Genomic DNA, 22,978 nt, shown 5'->3' with positions numbered 1-22,978 from the left:
CCGGGGTGAGACTGTCATTCGCTGCGCCGCACGGGGCCTGGCCACATGCTACGCAACACGCCGTCCCGGCGCACCAAGGCATGCATCAACGCTGCCCCCAGGTGCACCAGCACGGTGGCGAACAACAGGTAGCCGGCCCAGCCATGGGCCTGGCGCAGCACGGCATATACCTGCAGGTCGTGGGGCGCGATGGCCGGCAGTTGCAGGGGGCGTGGGTAGCCACCAGCCGACAGCATCGCCCAGCCCAGCAGCGGCATGGCCAGCATCAGGCCGTACAGCAACAGGTGCGAGGCGCCGGCGGCAAAGCGCTGCAACGCTGGCAGGTCGGCGGGCAACGGCGGGTGTGGCAAGGTCAGGCGCAGGCCAATGCGCACGATCACCAGCACCAGTAATGCCAGGCCGGTGGCCTTGTGCAGTTCGACCAGCAGCGGGTGGCGCTGTGACAGGTCGCCGACCATGCTTACACCGATGAACAGCATGCTGATGATCAGCATCGCCATCAGCCAGTGAACCAGGCGTGCCAAGGGGTGGAAGACTTCGGGTTTCATCGCTGTGCTCCTGCGCCGAGGGTTTCGCGGCTGCGGCGGTTGAAGGATTCCGAGTAAGCGGCCGAACGGGCGGCGAGGATCGGGTCGGCGGAGGGCTTGATGCCGCTGGGCAGGATCAACGGGTCGAAGTTCAGGTCACGGCAGGCGCCTTGCTCGGGAGCGTCCACCTGCTCGACCACCAGGGTGCCGGCATCGACGCTGCGCCGTTCGGCGGGCCATGGCCGGGCCGGGTCATCCACGGCGTCACCCTGGTCGGCCAGGACCAGGCGCAGGGTCCAGCGCAGCGGGCCCTGCGCCAGACGCTGTTGCAGGTCGTGCTGCAGGAATTGCTTGTCGTCGACCTGGCCGGGCAGTGCGTTGAAGGGCGTTTGCGGTTCAAGCTGCCAGCGTACCGGGTGCGCCGCGCCGCTGGCATCGATCAGGCGAAAGGCGTTGATGCTGTGGTACTGGGTGCTGGCGAAGCTGTCGCTGGGTTTGTAGCTGGCCGCCCACTGGCGAAATGCCGCGCTTTCCGGGTGGGCGGCGAAGAAAGCCTGCATCCTGGCCGGGTCTGGCTTGCCGGTGGCCGGAACGGGTGTGCCCGCCAGCACCTGGTCGTAGAAGCCTTGCGGGGTGCTCACCGCCAGCACCGGCGGGTTGTTCATGCCGGTACGCCAGACCTGGCCGTCATCGGTGCTCAGCTGGAGCGCCAGGCTGCGCACCGGTACCCCGGTATCTGGGGCGAACGGGTTGGCACCACCGATGGCGAAGCGGCCGATCACCGGCACCCGCGCCTGGCTGAAGGCGCGCGCAGTCGACAAGGACGCGGCCTGGCCGCTGGGTTGGAAGTAGCCGCTGATGCACAGGCCTTTGGCGTGGTTCTTGCGGTAGCCTGGATGGTGCCCGGCCTGGGCCTCGAAGGTGTCGATGATGCGTTGCGGGGTCAGCTGCGGCCCGCCGATCCAACCGGCCGCGTAGGCGAAGCCGGCGCCCAGCGCCAGCATCACGGCGCCTATGCCGGCCAGGCGCAGCGCCTTGGCCGGGCCTTGCAAGGGTGAGTTCATGGTCGTCATCCGGTTCAGTGAAGGTGCCGGTACGACGGCGCAGGGAAAAACTTATTCCATCGGCGGGAATAGATTTTCTTGCCAGGCGTCTGCCCCATACACTGACAACCCCAGCGCCCGGTACCTGACCATGCACGATCTGGACGAACAGCAGTGGCGTGAGCTGTTGCAGCGCCTGCGCCGCTTTGCCTTGTGGCTGACCCGCGACCCCGGCAGTGCCGATGACCTGGTGCAGGCCACGGTCGAGCGCGCTTTGAGCCGCCGTGCTCAGCAACGCGAAGCCGAGGCCCTGCGCGCCTGGCTGTTCACCATTCTGTACCGGCTGTTTCTCGACGGTAAGCGCCGCGAACGCTTGCACGCTCGCTGGCTGTCGTGGTTCGGCCGCGGAGCAGTGGAGCACGAAACAGTGGGCGACAATACCGAGGACATCGTCCTGGCCCAGGCCGACTTGCAGGCGTTCGCTCACCTGTCGACCGAGCAACGGGCCCTCCTGTTGCTGGTGAGCATCGAAGGGCTGAGCTACAAGGAAGCGGCTGCGGCCCTGGACATTCCAATTGGCACGGTGATGTCGCGCCTTTCGCGCGCGCGCGCCGCCTTGCGTGCACTGACCGAAGGCAACCCCCAGCCGCCGGCCTTGCGGAGACTCAAATGACACGCCTCATTCCTGGTGAAGACGAACTTCACGCCTATATCGACGACCGCCTGGAGCCAGTGCGACGGGCCGAGGTGCAGGCCTGGCTGGCGGCCAACCCGCAGGAAGCTGCGCGGGTCGAAGCCTGGCGCAATGACGCCAGGCGCCTGCGCGCGGCACTGGCTGGCTTTGGTGAGCAAGCGGGTTTGCCAACGCTCGACCTGCGCCAGGTGCAACAGCGGGTGCGCCAGCGCCGGCAGCGGCGCCTGGCTTCGGCGGCGGTGCTGCTGCTGGCGTTGGGTATTGGCGGGCTTGGGGGGTGGCAGGCACGGCAAGTGACCTTGGCCGGCAATGCGCTGCCGATGGCCGATGCGGTGCAGGCCCATCGGTTGTTCGCCAGCAGTGAGGCGCTGGATATCCAGGCCAGTGACCCGGTGCAGCTGCGCGATTGGCTGGGCCGGCATTTCAGCCGCGTGGGGCAGTTGCCGGATCTGGCGGGGTATGGTTTTCAGCCGGTCGGGGCGCGGTTGCTCAGCAACGAGCAGGGGCCGGCGGCGCTGCTGGTATTCCAGGATCGCAACGGCCAGCGCATCAGTTTGTTCCTGCGTTCGCCGGGTGATCGCTATGAGCGTATGCCGCAGGGGCAACGGGTCGATGGGCAGCTCGAAGCACGGTATTGGTCGCATGGGGCGTACAACTTTGCCCTGGTCAGTGCGGCGGATGATGGGCGTGGGGCAGGGGTGGGGGAGGCGTTGCGGTTGGGGCTCTAACGGGTATCGCGTGTGCCTCTTCGCGGGCATGCCCGCTCCCACCTGTGGGAGCGGGCAAGCCCGCGAAAGCGTCGGAACAGGTCAGCTCAATTCGAGCCAGATCGGCGCATGGTCCGAAGGCTTTTCCATCCCGCGCAGTTCATAGTCCACACCGGCCGCCTTGATCCGCGGCACCAGGGTCTGTGAAGCCATGATCAGGTCGATGCGCAGCCCCCGCTTGGGTTCGTCCTCGAAGCCGCGGCTGCGGTAGTCGAACCAGCTGAAGCGGTCAGCCACTTCCGGGTAGAGGTGGCGGAAACTGTCCACCAGGCCCCAGCCCTTGAGGCGTTCCATCCACTCGCGTTCCTCCGGCAGGAAGCTGCACTTGCCGGTCTTCAGCCAGCGCTTGGCGTTGTCCGGGCCGATGCCGATGTCGCAGTCCTGGGGCGAGATGTTCATGTCGCCCATCACCAGCACCGGCTGATCGTTCTTGAACTGCCCTTCGAGCAGCGCCTGCAGGTCGCTGTAGAAACGCTGCTTGGCCGGGAACTTGGTAGGGTGGTCGCGGCTTTCGCCTTGCGGGAAGTAGCCGTTCATGACGGTGATCGGGTTGCCGTCGGCGTCGGCGAAGGTGCCCCAGATGAAGCGGCGCTGAGCATCCTCTTCATCCGTGGCAAAACCTTTGTACAGGCTCAGTGGCGCCTGGCGCGAAAGCAGTGCAACACCGTAATGGCCCTTCTGCCCGTGGTAATGCACGTGGTAGCCCAGGGCCTGAACGTCGGCCAGGGGGAACTGATCGTCGCTGACCTTGGTTTCCTGCAGGCCGATCACGTCCGGCTGGTGCTTTTCGATCAGCGCCGCCAGCTGGTGCGGGCGGGCTCGCAGGCCGTTGATGTTGAAACAGACGATCTTCATGGAAAGACGATCCTGGTAAAAGGCCGGATGCTAGCCGACATCGGCGTTGATCACCAGCATGGCAGCCTGGTTCAGGCACTGCTAACGTGCTGGTGGAGGTGAACGATGCGCAGTGCAACACCTCCAAGGCATTGACATGCCCTTTCCAGGAGGACTGCCCGCCATGCCCGAAGCCACTGTCGCCCAAGCCCGTGTCTGCATGCTCGATGACGGCTACAGCCGTGAGGTGCGCTCGCTGCTGTACAACGCCTACCGGCACGAACCGACCTTCGCCTATATCTTCGAGGGCCAGCGCCCAGGCTACGAGCGCCGGCTGCGGGTGATGGTGCGCGAATGGGTACGCCAGCACTTCTACCTGCAGCTGCCGGCCATTGGCCTGCTGCTGGAAGACCGCCTGATTGCCCTGGCCCTCATCGTGCCGCCACAACGTCGCTTGGGTGTGGCTGACAGTTGGGCCTGGCGCTTGCGCATGCTGCTGGGCACCGGCCAGCGCTGCACCCGGCGCTACATGGATTACCAGGCGGCACTGGCCAGCTGCCTGCCGACCGGGCAGGTACACATGCTGCCGCTGCTGGGCGTGCATCCGCAGTTTCGTGGCTGTCACTACGGCGAACAATTGTTACAAGCTGTTCATGACTGGTGCGCGGAAGACCCCAATACCCAGGGCGTGGTGCTGGACTCTGGCAACGAGCATTACCTGGCTTTTTACGCGCGCCAGGGCTATGAGGAAATTGGTGAAGTGGCGGTGGGGCCAGTCCGGGAACGGGTGTTCTTTCATCCCAACCCTGTTTCATCCCTGTCATCAATTGCCTGAAATGGGCCGCAAGGCGCCTCACTTGAGCGCCTGGCTCTGGTAGCATGCGCCGCATGACGTATTCAGGAAGACTAACCTGGGGCCTGGTTTTCTGGGTCGCCAGTTTCGCAGCATGGGGCCAGAGCGAGTTGCTGGTGAAGGTAAAACCAGCCAACAAGGCGCTCAAGGCCAATGTCGAAGGCTATATCGGTAACCTTGGAGACCGCGATGAAGAAGCGCTGCTGCGTTTCAGTCGCGGGGCCCAGGAGCAGGCGCGCAAGGCCGCGCAGGCACTTGGCTATTATCAGGCGCAGATCGACACCGAGGTCAAACCACCTGCCAAGGCCGATCAATCCCCCCAACTGATCATCAAGATCGACCCCGGTGAGCCAGTGCGCCTGCGCAATGTGACCGTGCGCATAGAAGGGCCGGCCAGTGAGATGAAGGCCTTTCGCGTGCCTGACAGCAGGGCTTTGCGCCCGGGCGAACAGCTCAATCATGGCCTGTATGAGGACGCCAAGCGGCTGATCCAGAACCAGGCTTCGCGTTACGGCTTCTTCAGTGGCCACTTTACTCGCCAGCGCTTGGCCGTCGACCCTCAGGCCGGCGTGGCCGACATCGAACTGGTTTACCAGAGCGGTCCGCGTTATCGCCTCGGGGCGGTGACGTTCAGTGGCGACACGCCGCTGGATGAAGACCTGCTGCAACGCATGGTTTCGTTCAAGCCTGGCACGCCTTACGACTCCGAACTGATCGCCGAGCTCAACAACGACCTGCAATCGAGCGGCTATTTCGAAGGTGTGCGGGTCGATGCCGCGCCCACGGCTGCGGTGGGTGAGGACATCCCGGTGGATGTCCGCCTGGAGACCCGCAAACCACGCACCATGGGCCTTGGCCTGGGCTTCTCGACCGACGTCGGCCCGCGCGGCAAGGCCAACTGGACGCGGCACTGGGTCAACCCGCAAGGTCACAGTTACGGCTGGGAAACGGAACTGTCGGCGCCGCGGCAAAACGTCGGCTTGTGGTACGACGTGCCACTCGATCCGCCCTTGACCGACAAGCTGCGCTTCGCTGGCGGCTACCAGAACGAGGAAATCGCCGGCACCGACACCCTCAGCAAGCTGCTCACCGTCGGCCCGGAATGGCACAGCAAACTGCCCAGCGGCTGGCAGCGGGTGATCTCGCTCAAGTACCAGCGCGAAGAATATCGCCTGGGCGATGACTCGGGGCTGAGCACCCTGTTGATGCCGGGTGTGAGTTTTTCCTACCTGCGCAGTGACAATCGCATCGACCCGCACAACGGCTACCGTTTGCAGTTCGATACCCAGGTGGCCAAGGAAGGGCTGGTGTCCGACACCAACCTGTTGCATGGCAATGTGCTGCTCAAGGGCCTGACCACCCTTGGCCACAACCACCGCTTCCTCGGCCGGGTGCAGTTCGGTGGCAGTGCCACCAACGGCTACAAGAACAACATTCCACCGTCGCTGCGCTTCTTCGCCGGTGGCGACCAGAGCGTGCGCGGCTACGACTACCAGACCCTGTCGCCGAAGAACAGCGATGGCGACCGCATCGGCGGCCGCTACCTGGTAGCGGGCAGTGTCGAGTACCAATATTCGCTGACCGAAAAATGGCGCGTGGCAACCTTCATCGACCAAGGCAACGCGTTCAACACCCTGGAGCTGCCCAGCCTCAAGACCGGGGTCGGTTTCGGTGTGCGCTGGGTGTCGCCGGTAGGTCCGCTGCGCCTGGACCTGGCCAAGGCGCTCGATGACGATGGCGGTATTCGCCTGCACTTCTCCATGGGGCCCGAGCTGTGATGCGTGTGTTGAAATTCATTCTGCTGGGTGTGCTCGCCAGTGTGCTGCTGGTGGCTTTGGCCCTGGGCCTGCTGTTGGGGACCGAAGGCGGCAGCCGCTGGGCACTCGGTCGGGTGCCCGGGCTGACCGTCGACGATTTCCAGGGCCGCCTGGCGGGCACCTGGCAGGCCAGCCGATTGAGCTGGGTCGACGGTGGCAACCGCGTACAGGTCGAAGCACCGCTGCTGGCATGGTCGCCGGCCTGCCTGTTGCGCGCCACGCTGTGCATCGAGCAGTTGCATGCCCGTCAGGTCGACATGGCCTTCGCGCCCAGCGAGCAGCCCGCCGAGAGCGGCCCGCTGCAACTGCCGGCACTGCGTTTGCCAGTGGCGATCGAGGTCGGCGAGGTGAAAGTGGGGCAACTGCGCCTGGATGGCAGCGATCTGCTTGGCGACCTGCACCTGGCCGCGCACTGGGCGGCGAACGGTCTGCGCATCGACAGCCTGCAACTGCAACGTGACGATTTGCGCGTGGAGGTAAAGGGCGACCTGCAGCCGGAGGGTGACTGGCCGCTGCAGTTGCAAGGGCAGGTGCAGCTGCCTGCCGTGGAAGGCAAGGCCTGGCAGCTGGCGCTCGACATCAAGGGCGAGCTGCAGAAAACGCTCACCCTTGCGGGCATCAGCACCGGCTATCTCGATGCCCGCCTGAACGGTGAGGTTCAGGCCTTGGCCGAGCACTTGCCCGCCAGGCTGCAGATCCAGGCCGACGCTTTCAAGCCCACGGCCTCGTTGCCCGATACCTTGCAGCTCGACCAATTAAGGCTGGATGCCCGGGGCGACCTGCTCAAGGGCTATCTGTTGTCTGGCAGCGCCAGCCTGCCAGCCGAGCAGGCCCCAATCGCCCTGGCCCTCACCGGCAAGGTCGACGCCAACGGTGCCAGGCTGGATGCGCTCGACCTGACGGCCAGCGATACCCAGCGCGTCAAGCTGCAGGCGAGTGCCGACTGGCAACAGGCGCTGAAGGCTGATGCACAGCTCGATTGGCAGGATTTTCCCTGGTTGCGCCTGTATCCGCTGGAAACACCGCCGCAGGTCACCCTCAAGCGTTTCAATGCCCAGGTTCATTACCAGGATGGCAATTACCAAGGTACCTTCGATGGCGACCTCGACGGCCCGGCCGGGGCGTTCACGCTGGCTAGCCCGTTCGAAGGTGATCTGGGCCAGGTGCGCTTGCCGCAGCTGGCACTCACCGCCGGGCAGGGCAAGGCGGCAGGCAGTGTCGCACTGCGCTTCGCCGATACCTTGGCCTGGGACGTCGACCTGCAGTTATCGGCCCTGGATCCGGCGTACTGGCTGGCCGAACTGCCCGGTACCCTGGCCGGGCCGCTGCGCAGCAAGGGTGAAATGAAGAACGAGCAGCTCAACCTGGATGCCCAGCTCGACCTCAAGGGGCGACTGCGCGGACAGCCGGCGCTGCTCAAGGTCGAGGCACAAGGGGCGGGGCAGACCTGGACGCTCGGCGCCCTGGCCGTGCAACTGGGGGATAACCGTATCAATGGCAGCGGCAGCCTGCAGCAGCGCCTGGCCGGGCGTGTCGACCTCGACCTGCCGCGGCTGGGGCAGCTGTGGCCGAGGTTGCAAGGGCAGGTCAAGGGGCGCCTGGACGTCAGCGGCACGCTGAACGCGCCGCAGGGCAACCTGACCCTGCAGGGCCTGCAACTGGCGCAGGAAGAAAACCGCATCCAGCGGCTCGACCTGGACGCGCGCTTGGACAGCGCCCAGCGTGGGCTGCTCGACCTCAAGGCCAGCGGCATCCGCCTGGGCGACACGGTGCTGGGTAACCTGCAGGCCAATGGCAAGGGTGACATCCGCCAGCAGGCGCTGACGCTGGCGCTGGACGGTCCGCAGCTGAAGCTCGACCTGGGGCTGGATGGTCAGCTGAACAAGGGTGACTGGCGTGGCCGCCTGGCCAGTGGCAGGATCCAGACCGGGGGCCAGGACTGGCAGCTGCAGGCCCCGGCCCGCCTGCAGCGGCTGGCCAGTGGCCAAGTGGATTTCGGTGCCCACTGCTGGCGCTCCGGGCAAGCCAGCCTGTGCGGTGAAGACCAGCGCCTGGCGCCCGAGCCGCGCCTGCGCTACCACCTCAAGCAGTTCCCGCTGGACAGCCTGGCCCAATGGCTGCCAAAGGACTTCGCCTGGCAGGGCATGCTCAATGCCGACGTGAATCTGGATATCCCGGCCAGCGGCCCGAAAGGCAGCATTCGTGTCGATGCCAGTGGTGGCACGTGGCGCGTTCGAGACAAAGGCCGCTGGATCGACTTCCCTTACCAGGCCTTGCGCCTGGACAGCACCCTGGCCCCGCGCCGAATCGATACACGGCTGGACTTTCGTGGTGAGCGCCTGGGGGCGTTGAGCCTGAACACGCGCCTCGACCCGCTGGGCAAGGACAAACCCCTGTCGGGCGATTTCCGCCTGACCGGGCTGGACCTGTCGATTGCCCGTCCGTTCGTGCCCATGGTCGAGCGCCTGGCAGGGCAGTTGAACGGTAGCGGGCGCTTGACCGGTAGCTTGCTCGCGCCACAGGTCAACGGCAACCTGATGCTCAGCGGCGGCGAGGTCAGTGGTGCCGAGCTGCCGCTCAGCCTGCAGGACCTTTCGCTGCAGGCCCTGATCGCCGGCGAGCAGGTTCAGCTCAACGGCGGCTGGCGCAGCGGCGATGCCGGGCGCGGCCAGCTCAACGGCCACCTGACCTGGGGCCAGGCCCTGGGCATGGATCTGCGGCTGCAAGGCCAGCAACTGCCGGTTACCGTCGAGCCTTACGCCACACTTGAGGTCGCCCCGGACCTGAGCCTGCGCCTGATCGACGACAAGCTGGCGGTGACCGGCAAAGTGTTGGTACCCAAGGGCAAGATAGTTGTGCGGGAGCTGCCGCCTTCGACCGTCAAGGTGTCTGACGACACGGTGATCGTCGGCCACCAGACCGAAGAGGGTAAACCGCCCATGGCGATGGCCATGGACATCGATGTGGTCGTGGGGCAGGACAAACTGTCGTTCAGCGGCTTTGGCCTGACCGCCAACCTGCTGGGCCAGGTGCACATCGGCGACAACATGGATACCCGCGGTGAGTTGAGCCTGGCCGATGGTCGCTACCGTGCCTACGGCCAGCGCCTGACCATTCGCCGCGCACGGCTGTTGTTCGCCGGGCCGATCGATCAGCCTTATCTGGATATCGACGCCATCCGCAAGGTCGACGATGTGATTGCCGGTATCCGCTTGAGCGGCAGCGCCGAGCAGCCAACCACCACGGTGTTCTCGGAGCCTGCCATGAGCCAGGAACAGGCACTGTCCTATCTGGTGCTAGGCCGCCCACTGGGCACCTCCGGGGAGGACAACAACATGCTTGCCGAAGCGGCATTGGGCCTGGGCCTGGCGGGCAGCGCCGGGATCACCGGCAGCCTGGCGTCGGGCCTGGGCATCGACGACTTCCAGCTGGACACCGAAGGCTCCGGTAACACCACCAGCGTGGTGGCCAGTGGCAACCTGACCGAAAAGCTAAGCCTGCGTTACGGGGTCGGGGTGTTCGAGCCGGCCAACACCATTGCGCTGCGATACAAATTGAGCAAGAAGGTTTACCTCGAAGCCGCCAGCGGGTTGGCCAGCTCACTGGACATTTTCTACAAACGAGACTTCTGAGGGTCAACGCACGGTAGCAGCTTCGACAAACTCGTTGGTATCCGAGGGTGGGGGAGTGACGGGCAGGCGTACGGGGACGATCAGCTTGGTGTACTCCTCGATCAGGCGGTTGAGCGCCTCGGGTGGTTCGCTGGCATGAAACTGCATGCGGATCTGTACTTCGTCAGGGTCCCGGGCTTCGCCCTGGCGGCCCTGCGCGCCGATGGTCACCTTGAAACGTGCGGCACTGGCGCTTTCGCTTTCCTCCTGCAGGGCGCGCAGGTCCTCGGCAGCGTTGACCCGTACCGACAGGTCCACCTGCATGCGTTCGAGGGTCAGGCCCTTGGGCGCCACCAGGGCGAACAGTGGCACGCGGATCACATGGCTGTCGTCGATGGCAACTTCGACCATCTTGGCTTTCATCGGGCTGCCCAGAGCCTGGGTGTCGCAGTCGAAGAACTGGTCGAACAGGTTGATGTATTGCTGGGCGATCAGGCTGTTGGTGGCAGCAGCAGCCTCTTGCAATCCGCGTGTGATATCGCGCAGATCAATGGCAGTCATTGGGGAAGGTGGTGAGTCCAACAGATTGCCTCCTCAGTCAGGAAGATGCCCCACCGATGCGGATGGGGCAAGTGGCTAACACCTGATCAGTTATCGTTGCCGTCATTGACGTTGTTGTTGTTGGCGGCTGGCGTTTTACTATTAGTGTCTTCAGGCGTTTTGAGCGTGTCTTTTTGCGAAATCGAATCCTTGCTCTGCATCTCCGCGTCTTTCACGACGGTCGGCTTGGTAGCGGCATCGGTGAGGAAATCGATCACCCGCATCATGGCCTCGGGCGGGTCCTGGCGACGCAGCGAGGTATTGAACGCATAGCGCGCCCGGGTATCGGTCTTTCGGGTTTGCGTGGACTTGTTGCTGATGCTGCCTTTAATGCTCAGCTTGAAGGGCCCCCAGCCCAGCGAACCGGCCATTTCGCCACTTTTGCTGGACTCGCTGAAGTCCTCGGCCATCTGACTGATGGTCATTTCGAACTCGACGTTACCTTCTTCGATGGCGATGTTCGGGTGGGTGATGGCTGCCAGCAGTGGCACCTTCATCGACTTGCTGACGACGCCTTTGTACTCGCCTTGTTCGTCAACGATTGTTTCGTCGTAGTCGAACTGGATGGCAACCGCTTTGCCGTCCTGTACGCAGACCTGCATGAGGAAGTCCGCGTAGGATTTGCTGGCAGTGACCTGCGCCTGGACCATGGCTTGCAGCGGTGCTGCGATCATGCGGTCCATGGGCAGGGCGTTGACGACCGAACCGATGAGGCTGTTGTCGATGGACATGGTGATTATCTCATTTTGCAGGGCTTGGGAAGCGGCCACTCGGAGAGGCCGCGAGTGAGTGCCTTCAGCGAGCGCAATGCTCCTGACGGCGGATATTGCCGATCTGGCGCAGGCTCAGACCGTACTTGTCGGCCAGCAGGCTGCGTGACAGGCCGTTGGCACTTTCTTTCTGGATCTGCAGGTTGCGCAGCTGGCGCATGAAGTGGTCTGCCTTGGGAATCTCCAGCGCCACGCCGGCAAAGCGTTTGATCAAGGCGTCGAGCGCATCGGCCGGCAGCACGTCGACGAGCTTGGTGCGTTCGCGATGTTTGGGGATGTACTTGGGCCTGCCGCCGTAAGCGCAGGTCAGTTGGTAGGCGTTTTCAAGGCCGATGCATTCGATCAGGGCCTGCAACGAATGCGGTAACTGGCTGATGTCGATGGCTGTGAGATCTGGCAGTTCCATATGAGACTTCCTCGCGGTTGATGGGGCGCGATGCCTGTCGTTGGCATGGGGGAATTCTCGGTGAGTGGCGAATGCTGTCGCTAGGCGCCAAGTGGGCTGGCAGTTGTAGTTTCGATGAGCAGAGCTTGCAGGCAACGATGTCGCATGGCGTAGGACGATGCTTCACAACTGCCGTGCAGGCCCTGATTTCACGATGGGTTGCTTTTCCATCCTGCCGATAGGTGCCAGTACCCTCATTTGCAGGGATAACTGTTATACAGACCTGTGCTCTTGAGGTAGGCATGCGGCTTGTTTGCCTGCTTTTGAGGCAAGGTGCGCCAGTCGATGATCAGGCAAAGGCTGTGTAAGGGCTGATCATCGAACATGCCGATGACCTTGTCGGGAAAGTTGCGTCGATAACGAGCCTGGGTACCGTTCAGTGTCTCGACCTGATCGGCTCGCGCGAGCGTCTGACGGGCCAGTTCCGGCAACTGAGGGTGGGGGACGGTGAAGTAGGCATGGCCGGGCGTGGCCTGCAGGTGCCCTGCAGCGCGGGTCCGTTGCCACAGTTGCTGCCATTGGCTGCTGCCTGCATTGGCAGCCAGCAGGCTACCTAGATCGAGCAATTGTTCCGGCGTTGCCTGGCGGGTATCCAGGGCATGCGTGGCAAGTGAGGGGGTGAGCAGCATGATGAGCAGCGCGAAAGTGCGCATGGTGCCTCCAGCATGGTTTGGGGAAACCCAATGCTTTCAGGCTGGGCTCGCCATGCTAAGCAGGAAATACAGCGCCGCAAGCCATGGCCGTTGTATCATTGCGATCGCTCATTGCGAGCCAAATGCCCCCGATGTTGAAGGAATTTTCGATGACACACGTGCAGCGCCTCAAATACTCGCTTCTGATCATCCTGGTGGTGCTGGGCCTTATGCTGGGCCTGTCGCATTTGCAGAAACAAGGCACGATCAGTGAACAGACCTTCCAGATGCTGGCCATTGCCATTGCCGTGGTCGTGGTCGTGATCAACGGGATTCTGCGACGCAAGGTCAAGCCCTGATGCCTGCCGGCCGGCCATCCCAGGCCGGCCTTCGGTCAGCGTGGCAAAGGCTGTTCGAGCACGGCGCGCGCTTCTGGCTTGAGGCTATAGCACTTGTCGCTGCCAAGGCTGATCACGCCTTCCGCACACAGCCGCTTGAGCACCTCACGCACGCTCAGAAACGACAGCGGTATGTCCAGTTGTTCCAGTTGCGCATGCACGCCGCGCACGCCAATGCTGCGCCCGGTGCGATCGGCGCTGTACAGCGCATCGATCACCTTCAGGCGAATGAGGCTGGTACGCAGGCCGTAGTTGCGCAGCAGTTCACGAATCTGCTCGTTGCCGGTGCGCTCGTCCACGCAGGCGGCCGCTCCGTTGGCCGCCTTGCCCGCTGCGGGGCCGGTGTGCAATGAGGGTTGCGGGTTGTACATGAGAATGCTCCTTTTCGTGGACTGTCCCGAAATATGGGTGCCTCACTGATTAGGACGAATGAGAACGGCAAATCTGCAGCGTCGGTTGAAAAAAGATTTCTGCCGGTTTTTCTTAAAGACGGTTCGCGTCATCAGTACGCGTAAAATTTTCATCCTGCCATTCGTCTGATCGGGAATGATCCCCTGAATCCGAGGAGTGCCCGTGTTGCCAATTTCGCGTCCCTTGACCTGTGCCAGCCTGGCGGCTGCCCTGGTCGCCTCCAGCGTAGCCGTGCAGGCGCGGGAAACCGGCACTGATGCCAGTGCACAGATCCGCCGTACCAGTTTTGGCGTGCCGCATATCGTCGCCAAGGACGAGCGCGGCCTTGGCTATGGCATCGGATATGCCTACGCCCAGGACAACCTGTGCCTGCTGGCCAATGAAGTGCTCACCGTCAATGGTGAGCGCTCGCGCTATTTTGGCGCCAAAGGCGTGACCATCGAGCAACGTGGCAACCTGGCCAGCGATCTGTTTTTCACCTGGCTCAACACGCCAGCAGCAGTCAGTGGCTTCATGCAGGCCCAGCCAGCGCAGGTGCGTGAACTGCTGGAGGGTTATGCCAGCGGTTTCAACCGAGCCCTGGCCGAGCGGCGCAGCCAAGGCCTGCCAGCGGAATGTGGCGATGGTCAGTGGGTACGCGCGATCACCAGCCAGGACCTGGTCAAACTGACCCGTCGCCTGTTGGCCGAAGGCGGTGTAGGCCAATTCGCTGAAGCGCTGGCGGGGGCCCAGCCGCCCAAGCTGGCAGCTCAGCAAGCCAGCCCTGCCTTTGACGTGGCACTGGCCCGGCAGCAGCGCTTTGCCTCCGAGCGCGGTAGCAACGCCGTGGCCGTGGGGGCGCAGCGCTCGGCCAATGGCCGTGGCCTGCTGCTGGCCAACCCGCACTTCCCGTGGGTGGGTGGGATGCGTTTCTACCAGATGCAGCTGACCATCCCTGGCAAGCTGGATGTGATGGGGGCCGCCTTGCCTGGCCTGCCTGTGGTGAACATCGGCTTCAACCGCCATCTGGCCTGGACCCACACCGTCGATACTTCCAAGCACTTCACCCTGTACCGCCTGCAACTGGACCCCAAGAACCCGACCCACTACCTGCTGGACGGCAAGTCCGTACCCATGACACAGCAGACCGTGAGCGTCACGGTCAAGGCTGAGGATGGCACGCTCAGCCAGGTCGAACGCCAGGTCTACAGCTCCAGCTACGGGCCAGTGGTGCAGTGGCCGGGGCGGCTGGACTGGGATACCCAGGCAGCCTACAGCCTGCGCGATGCCAACCTGGACAACGCGCGGGTACTGCAGCAGTGGTACCGCATAAACCGCGCCGACAGCCTGGATGCCCTGAAGGGATCGGTCGAGCAACTGCAAGGCATCCCTTGGGTCAACACCCTGGCAGTGGATGCCCAGGGCAAGGCGCTGTACCTGAACCAGTCGGTGGTGCCTTACGTCGATCAGCAGTTGCTCAGCGAATGCAGCAACCCCGCGGCGCAAGGCCCGCTGGTGGTGCTGGACGGCTCGCGCAGCGCCTGTCAGTGGAAGGTCGATGCCCAGGCCGCGCAGCCTGGTATCTTCCCTGCACGTATGCTGCCGAGCCTGGAGCGCAACGACTTTGTGCAAAATTCCAACGATCCGGCCTGGATGGCCAACCCGGCCCAGCCGTTGACCGGCTTCTCGCCGTTGATCAGCCGCAATGACCAGCCGCTGGGCATGCGTGGGCGCTTTGCCCTGGAGCGCCTGCAAGGCAACGCCAAGCTGGGCGTCGATGACCTGCAGCGCTTGGTGCTGGATGACGACGTGTACCTGGCCAACCTGGTGCTGCCCGACCTGCTGCAATGGTGCAAAAGCGCCGAAGCGGACCTGCAGGCCGTGTGCTCGAGCCTCGCGGCCTGGAACGGCAAGGCCGATCTGAACAGTGGTATTGGGCTGGTGCATTTCCAGAACATGGTCGAGGCCATAGCCAAATACCCGCAAAGCTGGCGCGTTGCCTTCGACCCGGCAGACCCGCAGCACACCCCGCGTGGCTTGGCGGTGGAGCAGGCAGCCGTGCGCAAGCTGTTGCGCGACGCGGCATTGGCCTCGTTGCAGCAGGTAGCCGAAGCGGGTGTGGAGGCGGGCAGCCGCTGGGGGCAAATCCAGCAGGCCGCCGATGGTACCCCGGTGGCGGGTGGGCCACAGCAGCTGGGCGTCTACAACGCGATGTTCAGCGTGCCGCACGGGCCGGGCAAGCGCCTGGTGGTCAGCGGTACCAGCTATCTGCAGTTGGTGAGCTTTACCGAGGACGGGCCACAGGCGCGCGGTTTGCTGGCGTTTTCGCAGTCAAGTGAAGCCGGTTCGGCGCATTTCAGTGACCAGACCAAGGCGTTTGCGGCCAAGCAACTGGCGCCGATGCCGTTCACCGAAGCTCAGATCAAGGCGGACCCTGCGTATCGGCAGTATGTGATCAGCGAGCGGGACAAGGGGGCTGTGGTCAGCCGACCTTGAGGGGTTAGCCTGCAATGGCCTCTTCGCGGGCTAGCCCGCTCCCACAGGATCGCGCCGCCTGCAGCCTTGGTGCGGTATCTGTGGGAGCGGGCTAGCCCGCGAAAGGGTCGACCTGATCTGTCAGGAAAATTCGAACGGTTCCAGGGCAAAGCCTTGGGCATCGACCTGCAAGGTCCAGCCCCGCCGGTCCCAATCCCCCAGCACGATACGCCGTGCCGGTTCGCCATCCACCATCAGCTTGTGAATCGCCGGCCGGTGGGTATGGCCATGCACCAGTGTGCGCACGCCGTGCGCCGCCATCACCTTTGGCACTTCCTCGGGCGTCACGTCGACGATCTCGGTGGCCTTCATGCGCGTCTGCGCACGGCTTTCGCTGCGCAGCTTGCGCGCCAGCTTGTGCCGGGTGGCCAGCGGCAGGTGCCGCAAGACCCACAGCGTCAGCGGGTTGCGCAGGTACTTGCGCATCTTCATATAGCCGACATCGCGGGTGCACAGGGTGTCGCCATGCATCAGCAAGACCTGTTCACCGCCCAGCGCGATGACGCTTGGGTCGGCCAACAGCGTGCAGCCAGCGGCCTTGCAGAAGTCCTGGCCAATCAGAAAGTCGCGGTTGCCGTGCATCAGGTAGACCGCCGTACCGCTGTCGCTCAACTGGCGCAAGGCCTGACAGATCGATTGCTGGAACGGCGTCATGGCATCGTCGCCGATCCACGCTTCGAAGAAGTCACCGAGGATGTACAACGCCTTGGCGTGGCGGGCGCGGCCGTCGAGCAGATCAAGAAACGCCCGGGTGATGTCCGGGCGTTCTTCTTGCAGGTGCAGATCGGAGATCAGCAGTATCACTCAATGATCTCGGCTTTCTCGATGATCACGTCGTCCTTCGGCACGTCCTGGTGGCCCGCGTTGGAACCGGTGGAAACGCCCTTGATGGCGTCGACCACTTCACGACCTTCGATCACTTCGCCGAATACTGCGTAGCCCCAACCTTGCACGTTCTTGCCGCTGTGGTTGAGGAAGTCGTTATCGGCGACGTTGATGAAGAATTGTGCTGAAGCGGAGTGCGGGTCCATGGTGCGGGCCATGGCGATGGTGTACTTGTTGTTCTTCAGGCCGTTGTCGGCTTCGTTCTGGATGCTGGCACGCTTGTCGCGCTTTTCGTTCATGCCTGGCTCGAAGCCGCCGCCCTGGATCATGAAGTTGTTGATCACGCGGTGGAAGACGGTGTTGCTGTAGTGGCCGGCGTTTACGTATTCGATGAAGTTGGCCACGGTGATCGGGGCTTTTTCAGCGTTCAGTTCAATGACGATGTCGCCGTGGTTGGTGCTCAGTTTGACTTTGGACATGCTGAAATTCGCTCTTTCAGGGCATTTGGGAATTAGGGTGCTCAGTGCGCCGGTAGTTCACCTGACGCAGGATCGGGCGATCACGACACATGGAGCGCACGGGCCATTTTGCCAGTTCGCGACAAAAAGCTGCGATAAATCACGGCAGTTTGTCAGGGTGCGGCTGTCAGCAGCTTGACTGCTTCGGCTATGATAGGCCCTTTGATTCAATCGGCCTACCCAGGCCGGACACGTGCATTCAAGGATCCTATGAGCAAGCCCACTGCCGACAACGCGCCCAACGCCGCTGCCAAAGGCGCCCCCGCTGTCCCTGCGAACTTCCTGCGGCCGATCATCCAGGCCGACCTGGACTCGGGCAAGCACAGCAGCATCGTCACCCGTTTCCCGCCGGAGCCCAACGGTTACCTGCACATCGGCCACGCCAAGTCGATCTGTGTCAACTTCGGCCTGGCCAAGGAATTCGGCGGCGTCTGCCACCTGCGCTTCGACGACACCAACCCGGCCAAGGAAGACCAGGAGTACATCGACGCCATCCAGAGCGACGTCAAGTGGCTGGGCTTCGACTGGGCTGGCGAGGTTCGCTATGCCTCCAACTATTTCGACCAGCTGCACGACTGGGCCGTTGAACTGATCAAGCGTGGCAAGGCCTATGTCTGCGACCTGACCCCTGATCAGGCCAAGGAATATCGCGGCAGCCTGACCGAGCCAGGCAAGAACAGCCCGTTCCGCGAGCGAAGCGTCGAGGAGAACCTCGACCTGTTCGCCCGTATGAAGGCTGGCGAGTTCAAGGACGGCGAGCGCGTGCTGCGCGCCAAGATCGACATGGCCTCGCCGAACATGAACCTGCGCGACCCGATCCTGTACCGCATTCGCCATGCCCACCACCACCAGACCGGTGACACGTGGTGCATCTACCCGAACTACGACTTCACCCACGGGCAGTCGGACGCCATCGAAGGCATCACCCACTCGATCTGCACCCTCGAGTTCGAAGGCCACCGCCCGCTGTACGACTGGTTCCTCGACAACCTGCCGGTACCGGCGCACCCGCGCCAGTACGAGTTCAGCCGCCTGAACCTGAACTACACCATCACCTCCAAGCGCAAGCTCAAGCAGCTGGTCGACGAAAAACACGTCAGCGCCTGGGACGACCCTCGCATGTCGACGCTGTCGGGCTTCCGCCGCCGCGGCTACACCCCGGCGTCGATCCGCAACTTCTGCGAAATGATCGGCACCAACCGTTCCGACGGCGTGGTCGACATGTCGATGCTCGAGTTCAGCATCCGTGACGACCTCGACCGCACCGCGCCACGCGCCATGTGCGTGCTGCGCCCGTTGAAAGTGGTCATCACCAATTACCCGGAAGGCCAGGTCGAGCAGCTCGAACTGCCGCGCCACCCGAAGGAAGACATGGGCGTGCGCGTGCTGCCGTTCGCCCGTGAGCTGTACATCGACCGCGACGACTTCATGGAAGAACCGCCGAAGGGCTACAAGCGCCTGGAGCCTGCCGGTGAAGTGCGCCTGCGCGGCAGCTACGTGATCCGCGCCGACGAGGCGATCAAGGATGCCGATGGCAACATCGTCGAGCTGCGCTGCTCGTACGACCCGGACACCCTGGGCAAGAACCCGGAAGGCCGCAAGGTCAAAGGTGTGATTCACTGGGTGCCAGCCGAAGGCAGCGTCGAGTGCGAAGTGCGTCTGTACGACCGCCTGTTCCGCTCCGCCAACCCGGAGAAGACCGAAGACGGCGGCAGCTTCCTCGACAACATCAACCCGGAGTCGCTGCAGGTGCTGAGCGGTTGCCGCGCCGAGCCGTCGCTGGGCCAGGCACAGCCCGAGGACCGCTTCCAGTTCGAGCGCGAAGGCTACTTCTGCGCCGACCTCAAGGACAGCCAGCCGGGTCGCCCGGTGTTCAACCGCACCGTCACCCTGCGTGACTCCTGGGGCAGCTAAGGAATCGCCGTGCTTACCATCTACAACACGCTGAGCAAGACCAAGGAAGCCTTCAAGCCGCTCGACGGCAACAAGGTGCGTATGTACGTGTGCGGCATGACCGTGTACGACTACTGCCACCTTGGCCACGGCCGCAGCATGGTGGCGTTCGACCTGGTGACCCGCTGGCTGCGTAAAAGCGGCTACGACCTGACCTACGTGCGCAACATCACCGACATCGACGACAAGATCATCAACCGCGCCAACGAAAACGGCGAGGCGTTCGACGCCCTGACCGCGCGCATGATCGACGCGATGCACGAGGACGAGCGCCGCCTGAACATCCTCAAGCCGGACCAGGAACCGCGTGCCACCGACCATATCGCCGGCATGCATGCGATGATCCAGACACTGATCGACAAGGGCTACGCCTACGCGCCGGGCAACGGCGACGTGTACTACCGTGTCGGCAAGTTCGTCGGCTACGGCAAGCTGTCGCGCAAGAAGATCGAAGACCTGCGCATCGGTGCCCGCATCGAGGTCGACGAGGCCAAGCAGGACCCTCTCGACTTCGTCCTGTGGAAAGGCGTCAAGCCGGGCGAGCCGTACTGGGATTCGCCGTGGGGGCCGGGGCGTCCGGGGTGGCATATCGAATGCTCGGTGATGTCCACCTGCTGCCTGGGCGACAGCTTCGACATCCACGGGGGCGGCAGCGACCTCGAGTTCCCGCATCACGAGAACGAGATCGCGCAGAGCGAGGCGGCCACCGGCAAGCCTTATGCCAATGCCTGGATGCATTGCGGCATGATTCGCATCAATGGCGAGAAGATGTCCAAGTCGTTGAACAACTTCTTCACCATCCGCGACGTGCTCGACAAGTACCACCCGGAGGTAGTGCGCTACCTGCTGGTGGCCAGCCACTACCGCAGCGCCATCAACTATTCCGAAGACAGCCTGCGCGATGCCAAGGGCGCCCTGGAGCGCTTCTACCACGCCCTGCGTGGTTTGCCGCGGGTAGCTGCCAAGGGGGGTGAAGCGTTCGTCGAGCGTTTCAGCGTGGCGATGAACGACGACTTCGGTACCCCGGAAGCCTGCGCCGTGCTGTTCGACCTGGTGCGCGAGATCAACCGCCTGCGTGACAGCGATGTCGATGCAGCGGCTGGCCTTGCCGGTCGCCTGCGTGAGCTGGGTGACGTGCTGGGCGTGCTGCAGCTGGAGGCCGACGATTTCCTGCGCGCTGGGGCCGAAGGCAAGGTCGATGCGGCTGAAGTCGAAGCACTGATCCAGGCGCGCCTGCAGGCGCGTGCGGACAAGAACTGGGCGGAATCCGACCGCGTCCGTGACCAGCTCACCGCCATGGGCGTGGTGCTGGAGGACGGCAAGGGCGGGACGACCTGGCGACTGGCCGACTGATCGATGCAAACCGGGGCCGCTATGCGGCCCCTTTTTTTGGCGGTGCTGAACAGGTGCTTCGGCTGGGTCACTGCCACCGCCACGTGCTCCAGCAGCAGCGCTTCGGGCAGGATCGAGTCGGCTAACAGCTGCTGGCGCATCATGCTGCGCATTTCCTCACGGCCGACCGGGCCGGCATTGAACAACCTGCTGTTTGTCTGGAGCGGGCTGGCATGGGTCGCGCTCGTTGCGTCATGAGGATGACTAAAGGTTCTGTGAAATCAATTCAGTTCAACCGATCAGACCCTCAACCTAGAATACGTCCCAATTAAAGGCTATTTAAGTATTCGAGTGAGACGGTCGATCATGATGAACACAGCGTTCGAGTTTTCCATCAAGCGCATCCGTTTTGACGAAAACTATCATCCTGCTGAAACAACGCGGATCACTACCAACTTTGCCAACCTGGCCAGAGGCGCGAGCCGTCAGGAAAACCTGCGCAATACATTGAAGATGATCGATAACCGTTTCAATGCCTTGGCCCACTGGGACAACCCTGAGGGGGATCGCTACAGTGTCGAGCTTGAAATTGTTTCCGTGGAAATGAGCCTGGGTGCTGAAAACCGTAATCATGCACTGCCGTTGATTGAAATATTGAAGACGAACATCGTCGACCGCGTCACAGGCGAACGCATTGCAGGGATGGTCGGAAACAACTTCTCTTCTTACCTGCGCGATTACGATTTCAGCGTAGTGCTGCTGGGGCACAACAAGAACCAGGCAGCCTTCAGCACCCCTGAGCATTTTGGTGAACTGCATGGCAAGTTGTTCAAGTGCTTTGTCAACTCGGCGGCGTATAAAGCGCATTTTGCAAAGCCACCGGTTATCTGCCTGAGCGTATCGAGCAGCAAGACCTATCACCGTACCGAGAATCAGCACCCTGTACTGGGCTTTGAATACCAGCAGGATGAGTATTCGCTGACCGATGAGTACTTCGAGAAAATGGGCCTGAAGGTGCGTTACTTCATGCCGCCGAACAGTGTTGCGCCGTTGGCTTTCTATTTCGCCGGTGACCTGCTGGGTGACTACAGCAACCTTGAGTTGATCAGCACCATCAGCACCATGGATACCTTCCAGAAGATTTATCGGCCGGAGATCTACAACGCGAATTCTGCGGCAGGCAAATGCTACCAGCCCAACTTGCAGCACCAGGATTACTCATTGACTCGCATTGTCTATGACCGCGAGGAACGTGGCCGGCTGGCAATCGAACAGGGGCGGTTTGTCGAGGAACACTTCATCAAGCCGTACCACGCGGTACTCGAGCAGTGGTCCGCCAACTACGCCTGTTGAATCACCAGGAATACGAGGTCATCCTCATGAAAAAGCTGTTACCTACTTCAACTGCCGGCAGTTTGCCCAAACCGGCCTGGCTCGCGCAGCCGGAAACACTCTGGTCACCCTGGAAGTTGCAAGATGAAGCCTTGATCGAAGGCAAGCAGGATGCGCTGCGCCTGGCGCTGCAAGAGCAGCAGCACGCCGGTATCGACATCGTCAGCGATGGCGAGCAAACCCGTCAGCATTTCGTCACGACCTTTATCGAACATCTCGATGGCGTGGATTTTGAAAAGCGTGAAACCGTCAGGATTCGCGATCGCTATGATGCCAGCGTACCAACGGTGGTGGGCGCCGTTGCTCGTCGCAAGCCCGTCTTCGTCGAAGACGCCAAGTTCCTGCGTCAGCAAACCTCGCAACCGATCAAATGGGCGCTGCCAGGCCCCATGACCATGATCGACACGCTGTACGACGCGCATTACAAGAGCCGCGAAAAGCTGGCTTGGGAGTTTGCCAAGATACTCAACCAGGAAGCGCGCGAACTCGAAGCGGCCGGTGTCGACATCATCCAGTTCGACGAACCCGCCTTCAACGTCTTCTTTGACGAGGTGAATGAGTGGGGAGTGTCCACCCTGGAGAGGGCGGTCGAAGGCCTGAAATGCGAAACGGCCGTGCATATCTGCTATGGCTATGGCATCAAAGCCAACACCAACTGGAAGAAGACCCTGGGTTCGCAATGGCGGCAATACGAAGAAGCCTTCCCCAAGCTGCAGAAATCCAGCATCGATATCATCTCGCTGGAGTGCCACAACTCCCACGTCCCCATGGACTTGATCGAACTCATCCGTGGCAAGAAGGTGATGGTCGGTGCCATTGACGTGGCGAACCACACAATCGAGACCCCCGAGGAAGTCGCCAATACCCTGCGCAAGGCGCTGCAGTTCGTGGATGCAGACAAGCTCTACCCCTGCACCAACTGCGGCATGGCGCCGTTGCCGCGTCGGGTAGCCAGCGGCAAGCTGCGCGCCTTGAGTGCGGGGGCAGAGATCGTCCGCCGCGAACTCGCGCGCCAATGAGCCCCCGACCGTCAGGATTTGAC

General features: G+C 62.9%; 21 protein-coding genes. 11 read left to right on the top strand and 10 right to left on the bottom strand.

Going from position 1 to position 22,978, the window contains the following annotated elements; genetic code table 11:
• Positions 1-14: 14 nt before the first annotated feature.
• Entirely contained in the window at positions 15-548 is a 534-nt protein-coding gene (locus ACIPW4_RS04355; RefSeq protein WP_400655133.1) for a cytochrome b, read from the bottom strand.
• The gene (locus tag ACIPW4_RS04350) at positions 545-1,591 is read right to left on the bottom strand and encodes a catalase family peroxidase (RefSeq protein ID WP_400655131.1); all 1,047 of its coding nucleotides are present in this window, start codon (positions 1,589-1,591) and stop codon (positions 545-547) included. Before ACIPW4_RS04350 ends, ACIPW4_RS04355 begins: the two co-directional genes overlap by 4 nt.
• A 130-nt stretch (positions 1,592-1,721) precedes the next feature.
• Between ACIPW4_RS04350 and ACIPW4_RS04345 the strand changes: the two genes are divergently transcribed.
• Together ACIPW4_RS04345 and ACIPW4_RS04340 are read left to right on the top strand one after the other, a co-directional pair.
• Entirely contained in the window at positions 1,722-2,243 is a 522-nt protein-coding gene (locus tag ACIPW4_RS04345) for a sigma-70 family RNA polymerase sigma factor (RefSeq protein ID WP_400655129.1), read from the top strand.
• The gene (locus ACIPW4_RS04340) at positions 2,240-2,992 is read left to right on the top strand and encodes an anti-sigma factor family protein (RefSeq protein ID WP_400655127.1); all 753 of its coding nucleotides are present in this window, start codon (positions 2,240-2,242) and stop codon (positions 2,990-2,992) included. Before ACIPW4_RS04345 ends, ACIPW4_RS04340 begins: the two co-directional genes overlap by 4 nt.
• 81 nt (positions 2,993-3,073) lie before the next feature.
• Here the strand turns inward: ACIPW4_RS04340 and xthA are convergent, their stop codons facing one another.
• Entirely contained in the window at positions 3,074-3,886 is an 813-nt protein-coding gene (gene xthA / locus ACIPW4_RS04335; protein WP_400655126.1) for an exodeoxyribonuclease III, read from the bottom strand.
• Between the two features lie 163 nt (positions 3,887-4,049).
• Between xthA and ACIPW4_RS04330 the strand changes: the two genes are divergently transcribed.
• The 3 genes from ACIPW4_RS04330 to ACIPW4_RS04320 are packed head-to-tail and all read left to right on the top strand — an operon-like array spanning position 4,050 to position 10,167.
• Positions 4,050-4,700: a GNAT family N-acetyltransferase gene (locus tag ACIPW4_RS04330; protein ID WP_400655124.1), complete on the top strand. Its 651-nt coding sequence runs from the start codon at positions 4,050-4,052 to the stop codon at positions 4,698-4,700.
• A 53-nt stretch (positions 4,701-4,753) separates the two neighbouring features.
• Entirely contained in the window at positions 4,754-6,496 is a 1,743-nt protein-coding gene (locus ACIPW4_RS04325) for an autotransporter assembly complex family protein (protein WP_400655570.1), read from the top strand.
• A complete protein-coding gene (locus tag ACIPW4_RS04320; protein ID WP_400655122.1) occupies positions 6,493-10,167 on the top strand; it encodes a translocation/assembly module TamB domain-containing protein in 3,675 nt (1,224 codons plus the stop codon). The genes ACIPW4_RS04325 and ACIPW4_RS04320 overlap by 4 nt, the downstream gene beginning before the upstream one ends.
• Before the next feature lie 3 nt (positions 10,168-10,170).
• Here ACIPW4_RS04320 and ACIPW4_RS04315 read toward each other — a convergent pair whose 3' ends face one another.
• The 4 genes from ACIPW4_RS04315 to ACIPW4_RS04300 form a co-directional block, all read right to left on the bottom strand.
• The gene (locus ACIPW4_RS04315) at positions 10,171-10,707 is read right to left on the bottom strand and encodes a DUF2589 domain-containing protein (RefSeq protein ID WP_400655121.1); all 537 of its coding nucleotides are present in this window, start codon (positions 10,705-10,707) and stop codon (positions 10,171-10,173) included.
• Positions 10,708-10,793: 86 nt separating this feature from the next.
• On the bottom strand, positions 10,794-11,477 hold the full coding sequence (locus tag ACIPW4_RS04310; RefSeq protein ID WP_400655119.1) for a DUF2589 domain-containing protein: 684 nt from the start codon (positions 11,475-11,477) through the stop codon (positions 10,794-10,796).
• Between the two features lie 64 nt (positions 11,478-11,541).
• Positions 11,542-11,922, bottom strand: a complete 381-nt coding sequence (locus ACIPW4_RS04305; protein ID WP_400655117.1) for a Mor transcription activator family protein — start codon at positions 11,920-11,922, stop codon at positions 11,542-11,544.
• Between the two features lie 233 nt (positions 11,923-12,155).
• Positions 12,156-12,614, bottom strand: a complete 459-nt coding sequence (locus ACIPW4_RS04300; RefSeq protein ID WP_400655115.1) for a hypothetical protein — start codon at positions 12,612-12,614, stop codon at positions 12,156-12,158.
• A gap of 149 nt (positions 12,615-12,763) precedes the next feature.
• Here ACIPW4_RS04300 and ACIPW4_RS04295 point away from each other — a divergent pair, with 149 nt between their 5' ends.
• Positions 12,764-12,952, top strand: coding sequence for a hypothetical protein (locus ACIPW4_RS04295; RefSeq protein WP_003248064.1), 189 nt, complete (start codon positions 12,764-12,766; stop codon positions 12,950-12,952).
• A gap of 35 nt (positions 12,953-12,987) precedes the next feature.
• Here the strand turns inward: ACIPW4_RS04295 and ACIPW4_RS04290 are convergent, their stop codons facing one another.
• Positions 12,988-13,362, bottom strand: coding sequence for a fe2+ zn2+ uptake regulation protein (locus ACIPW4_RS04290; RefSeq protein WP_400655112.1), 375 nt, complete (start codon positions 13,360-13,362; stop codon positions 12,988-12,990).
• A 202-nt stretch (positions 13,363-13,564) separates the two neighbouring features.
• On the opposite strand from ACIPW4_RS04290, the gene ACIPW4_RS04285 reads away from it, so the two are divergent.
• Positions 13,565-15,877 carry an acylase gene (locus tag ACIPW4_RS04285; protein WP_400655110.1) on the top strand — a complete coding sequence of 771 codons (2,313 nt, stop codon included), beginning with the start codon at positions 13,565-13,567 and terminating at the stop codon, positions 15,875-15,877.
• 120 nt (positions 15,878-15,997) lie between these two features.
• Here ACIPW4_RS04285 and lpxH read toward each other — a convergent pair whose 3' ends face one another.
• Together lpxH and ACIPW4_RS04275 are read right to left on the bottom strand one after the other, a co-directional pair.
• Positions 15,998-16,720, bottom strand: a complete 723-nt coding sequence (gene lpxH, locus ACIPW4_RS04280) for a UDP-2,3-diacylglucosamine diphosphatase (RefSeq protein WP_400655107.1) — start codon at positions 16,718-16,720, stop codon at positions 15,998-16,000.
• Entirely contained in the window at positions 16,717-17,220 is a 504-nt protein-coding gene (locus ACIPW4_RS04275) for a peptidylprolyl isomerase (protein ID WP_400655106.1), read from the bottom strand. The genes lpxH and ACIPW4_RS04275 overlap by 4 nt, the downstream gene beginning before the upstream one ends.
• A gap of 249 nt (positions 17,221-17,469) precedes the next feature.
• On the opposite strand from ACIPW4_RS04275, the gene ACIPW4_RS04270 reads away from it, so the two are divergent.
• The 4 genes from ACIPW4_RS04270 to ACIPW4_RS04255 all read left to right on the top strand — a co-directional run bounded on the left by ACIPW4_RS04270 (position 17,470) and on the right by ACIPW4_RS04255 (position 22,955).
• Positions 17,470-19,173 carry a glutamine--tRNA ligase/YqeY domain fusion protein gene (locus tag ACIPW4_RS04270; protein ID WP_400655104.1) on the top strand — a complete coding sequence of 568 codons (1,704 nt, stop codon included), beginning with the start codon at positions 17,470-17,472 and terminating at the stop codon, positions 19,171-19,173.
• A 9-nt stretch (positions 19,174-19,182) separates the two neighbouring features.
• A complete protein-coding gene (gene cysS, locus ACIPW4_RS04265) occupies positions 19,183-20,565 on the top strand; it encodes a cysteine--tRNA ligase (protein WP_400655102.1) in 1,383 nt (460 codons plus the stop codon).
• A 348-nt stretch (positions 20,566-20,913) separates the two neighbouring features.
• Positions 20,914-21,897: a DUF1852 domain-containing protein gene (locus tag ACIPW4_RS04260; RefSeq protein ID WP_400655101.1), complete on the top strand. Its 984-nt coding sequence runs from the start codon at positions 20,914-20,916 to the stop codon at positions 21,895-21,897.
• A 26-nt stretch (positions 21,898-21,923) separates the two neighbouring features.
• Positions 21,924-22,955 carry a methionine synthase gene (locus ACIPW4_RS04255; RefSeq protein ID WP_400655098.1) on the top strand — a complete coding sequence of 344 codons (1,032 nt, stop codon included), beginning with the start codon at positions 21,924-21,926 and terminating at the stop codon, positions 22,953-22,955.
• Positions 22,956-22,978: the final 23 nt, after the last annotated feature.

Origin of the sequence: Pseudomonas sp. NPDC089996 (assembly GCF_044748405.1) — a bacterium.
Classification (GTDB): domain Bacteria; phylum Pseudomonadota; class Gammaproteobacteria; order Pseudomonadales; family Pseudomonadaceae; genus Aquipseudomonas.
The sequence above is the reverse complement of the archived record's forward strand: the minus strand, read 5'-3'. Positions and strand labels throughout refer to the sequence as shown.

Coding starts and splice junctions, on each gene's coding strand:
- ACIPW4_RS04355 (WP_400655133.1), bottom strand. CDS start 548: ATGAAACCCGAAGTCTTCCACCCCTTGGCACGCCTGGTTCACTGGCTG.
- ACIPW4_RS04350 (WP_400655131.1), bottom strand. CDS start 1,591: ATGAACTCACCCTTGCAAGGCCCGGCCAAGGCGCTGCGCCTGGCCGGC.
- ACIPW4_RS04345 (WP_400655129.1), top strand. CDS start 1,722: ATGCACGATCTGGACGAACAGCAGTGGCGTGAGCTGTTGCAGCGCCTG.
- ACIPW4_RS04340 (WP_400655127.1), top strand. CDS start 2,240: ATGACACGCCTCATTCCTGGTGAAGACGAACTTCACGCCTATATCGAC.
- xthA (WP_400655126.1), bottom strand. CDS start 3,886: ATGAAGATCGTCTGTTTCAACATCAACGGCCTGCGAGCCCGCCCGCAC.
- ACIPW4_RS04330 (WP_400655124.1), top strand. CDS start 4,050: ATGCCCGAAGCCACTGTCGCCCAAGCCCGTGTCTGCATGCTCGATGAC.
- ACIPW4_RS04325 (WP_400655570.1), top strand. CDS start 4,754: ATGACGTATTCAGGAAGACTAACCTGGGGCCTGGTTTTCTGGGTCGCC.
- ACIPW4_RS04315 (WP_400655121.1), bottom strand. CDS start 10,707: ATGACTGCCATTGATCTGCGCGATATCACACGCGGATTGCAAGAGGCT.
- ACIPW4_RS04310 (WP_400655119.1), bottom strand. CDS start 11,477: ATGTCCATCGACAACAGCCTCATCGGTTCGGTCGTCAACGCCCTGCCC.
- ACIPW4_RS04305 (WP_400655117.1), bottom strand. CDS start 11,922: ATGGAACTGCCAGATCTCACAGCCATCGACATCAGCCAGTTACCGCAT.
- ACIPW4_RS04300 (WP_400655115.1), bottom strand. CDS start 12,614: ATGCGCACTTTCGCGCTGCTCATCATGCTGCTCACCCCCTCACTTGCC.
- ACIPW4_RS04295 (WP_003248064.1), top strand. CDS start 12,764: ATGACACACGTGCAGCGCCTCAAATACTCGCTTCTGATCATCCTGGTG.
- ACIPW4_RS04290 (WP_400655112.1), bottom strand. CDS start 13,362: ATGTACAACCCGCAACCCTCATTGCACACCGGCCCCGCAGCGGGCAAG.
- ACIPW4_RS04275 (WP_400655106.1), bottom strand. CDS start 17,220: ATGTCCAAAGTCAAACTGAGCACCAACCACGGCGACATCGTCATTGAA.
- ACIPW4_RS04270 (WP_400655104.1), top strand. CDS start 17,470: ATGAGCAAGCCCACTGCCGACAACGCGCCCAACGCCGCTGCCAAAGGC.
- ACIPW4_RS04260 (WP_400655101.1), top strand. CDS start 20,914: ATGAACACAGCGTTCGAGTTTTCCATCAAGCGCATCCGTTTTGACGAA.
- ACIPW4_RS04255 (WP_400655098.1), top strand. CDS start 21,924: ATGAAAAAGCTGTTACCTACTTCAACTGCCGGCAGTTTGCCCAAACCG.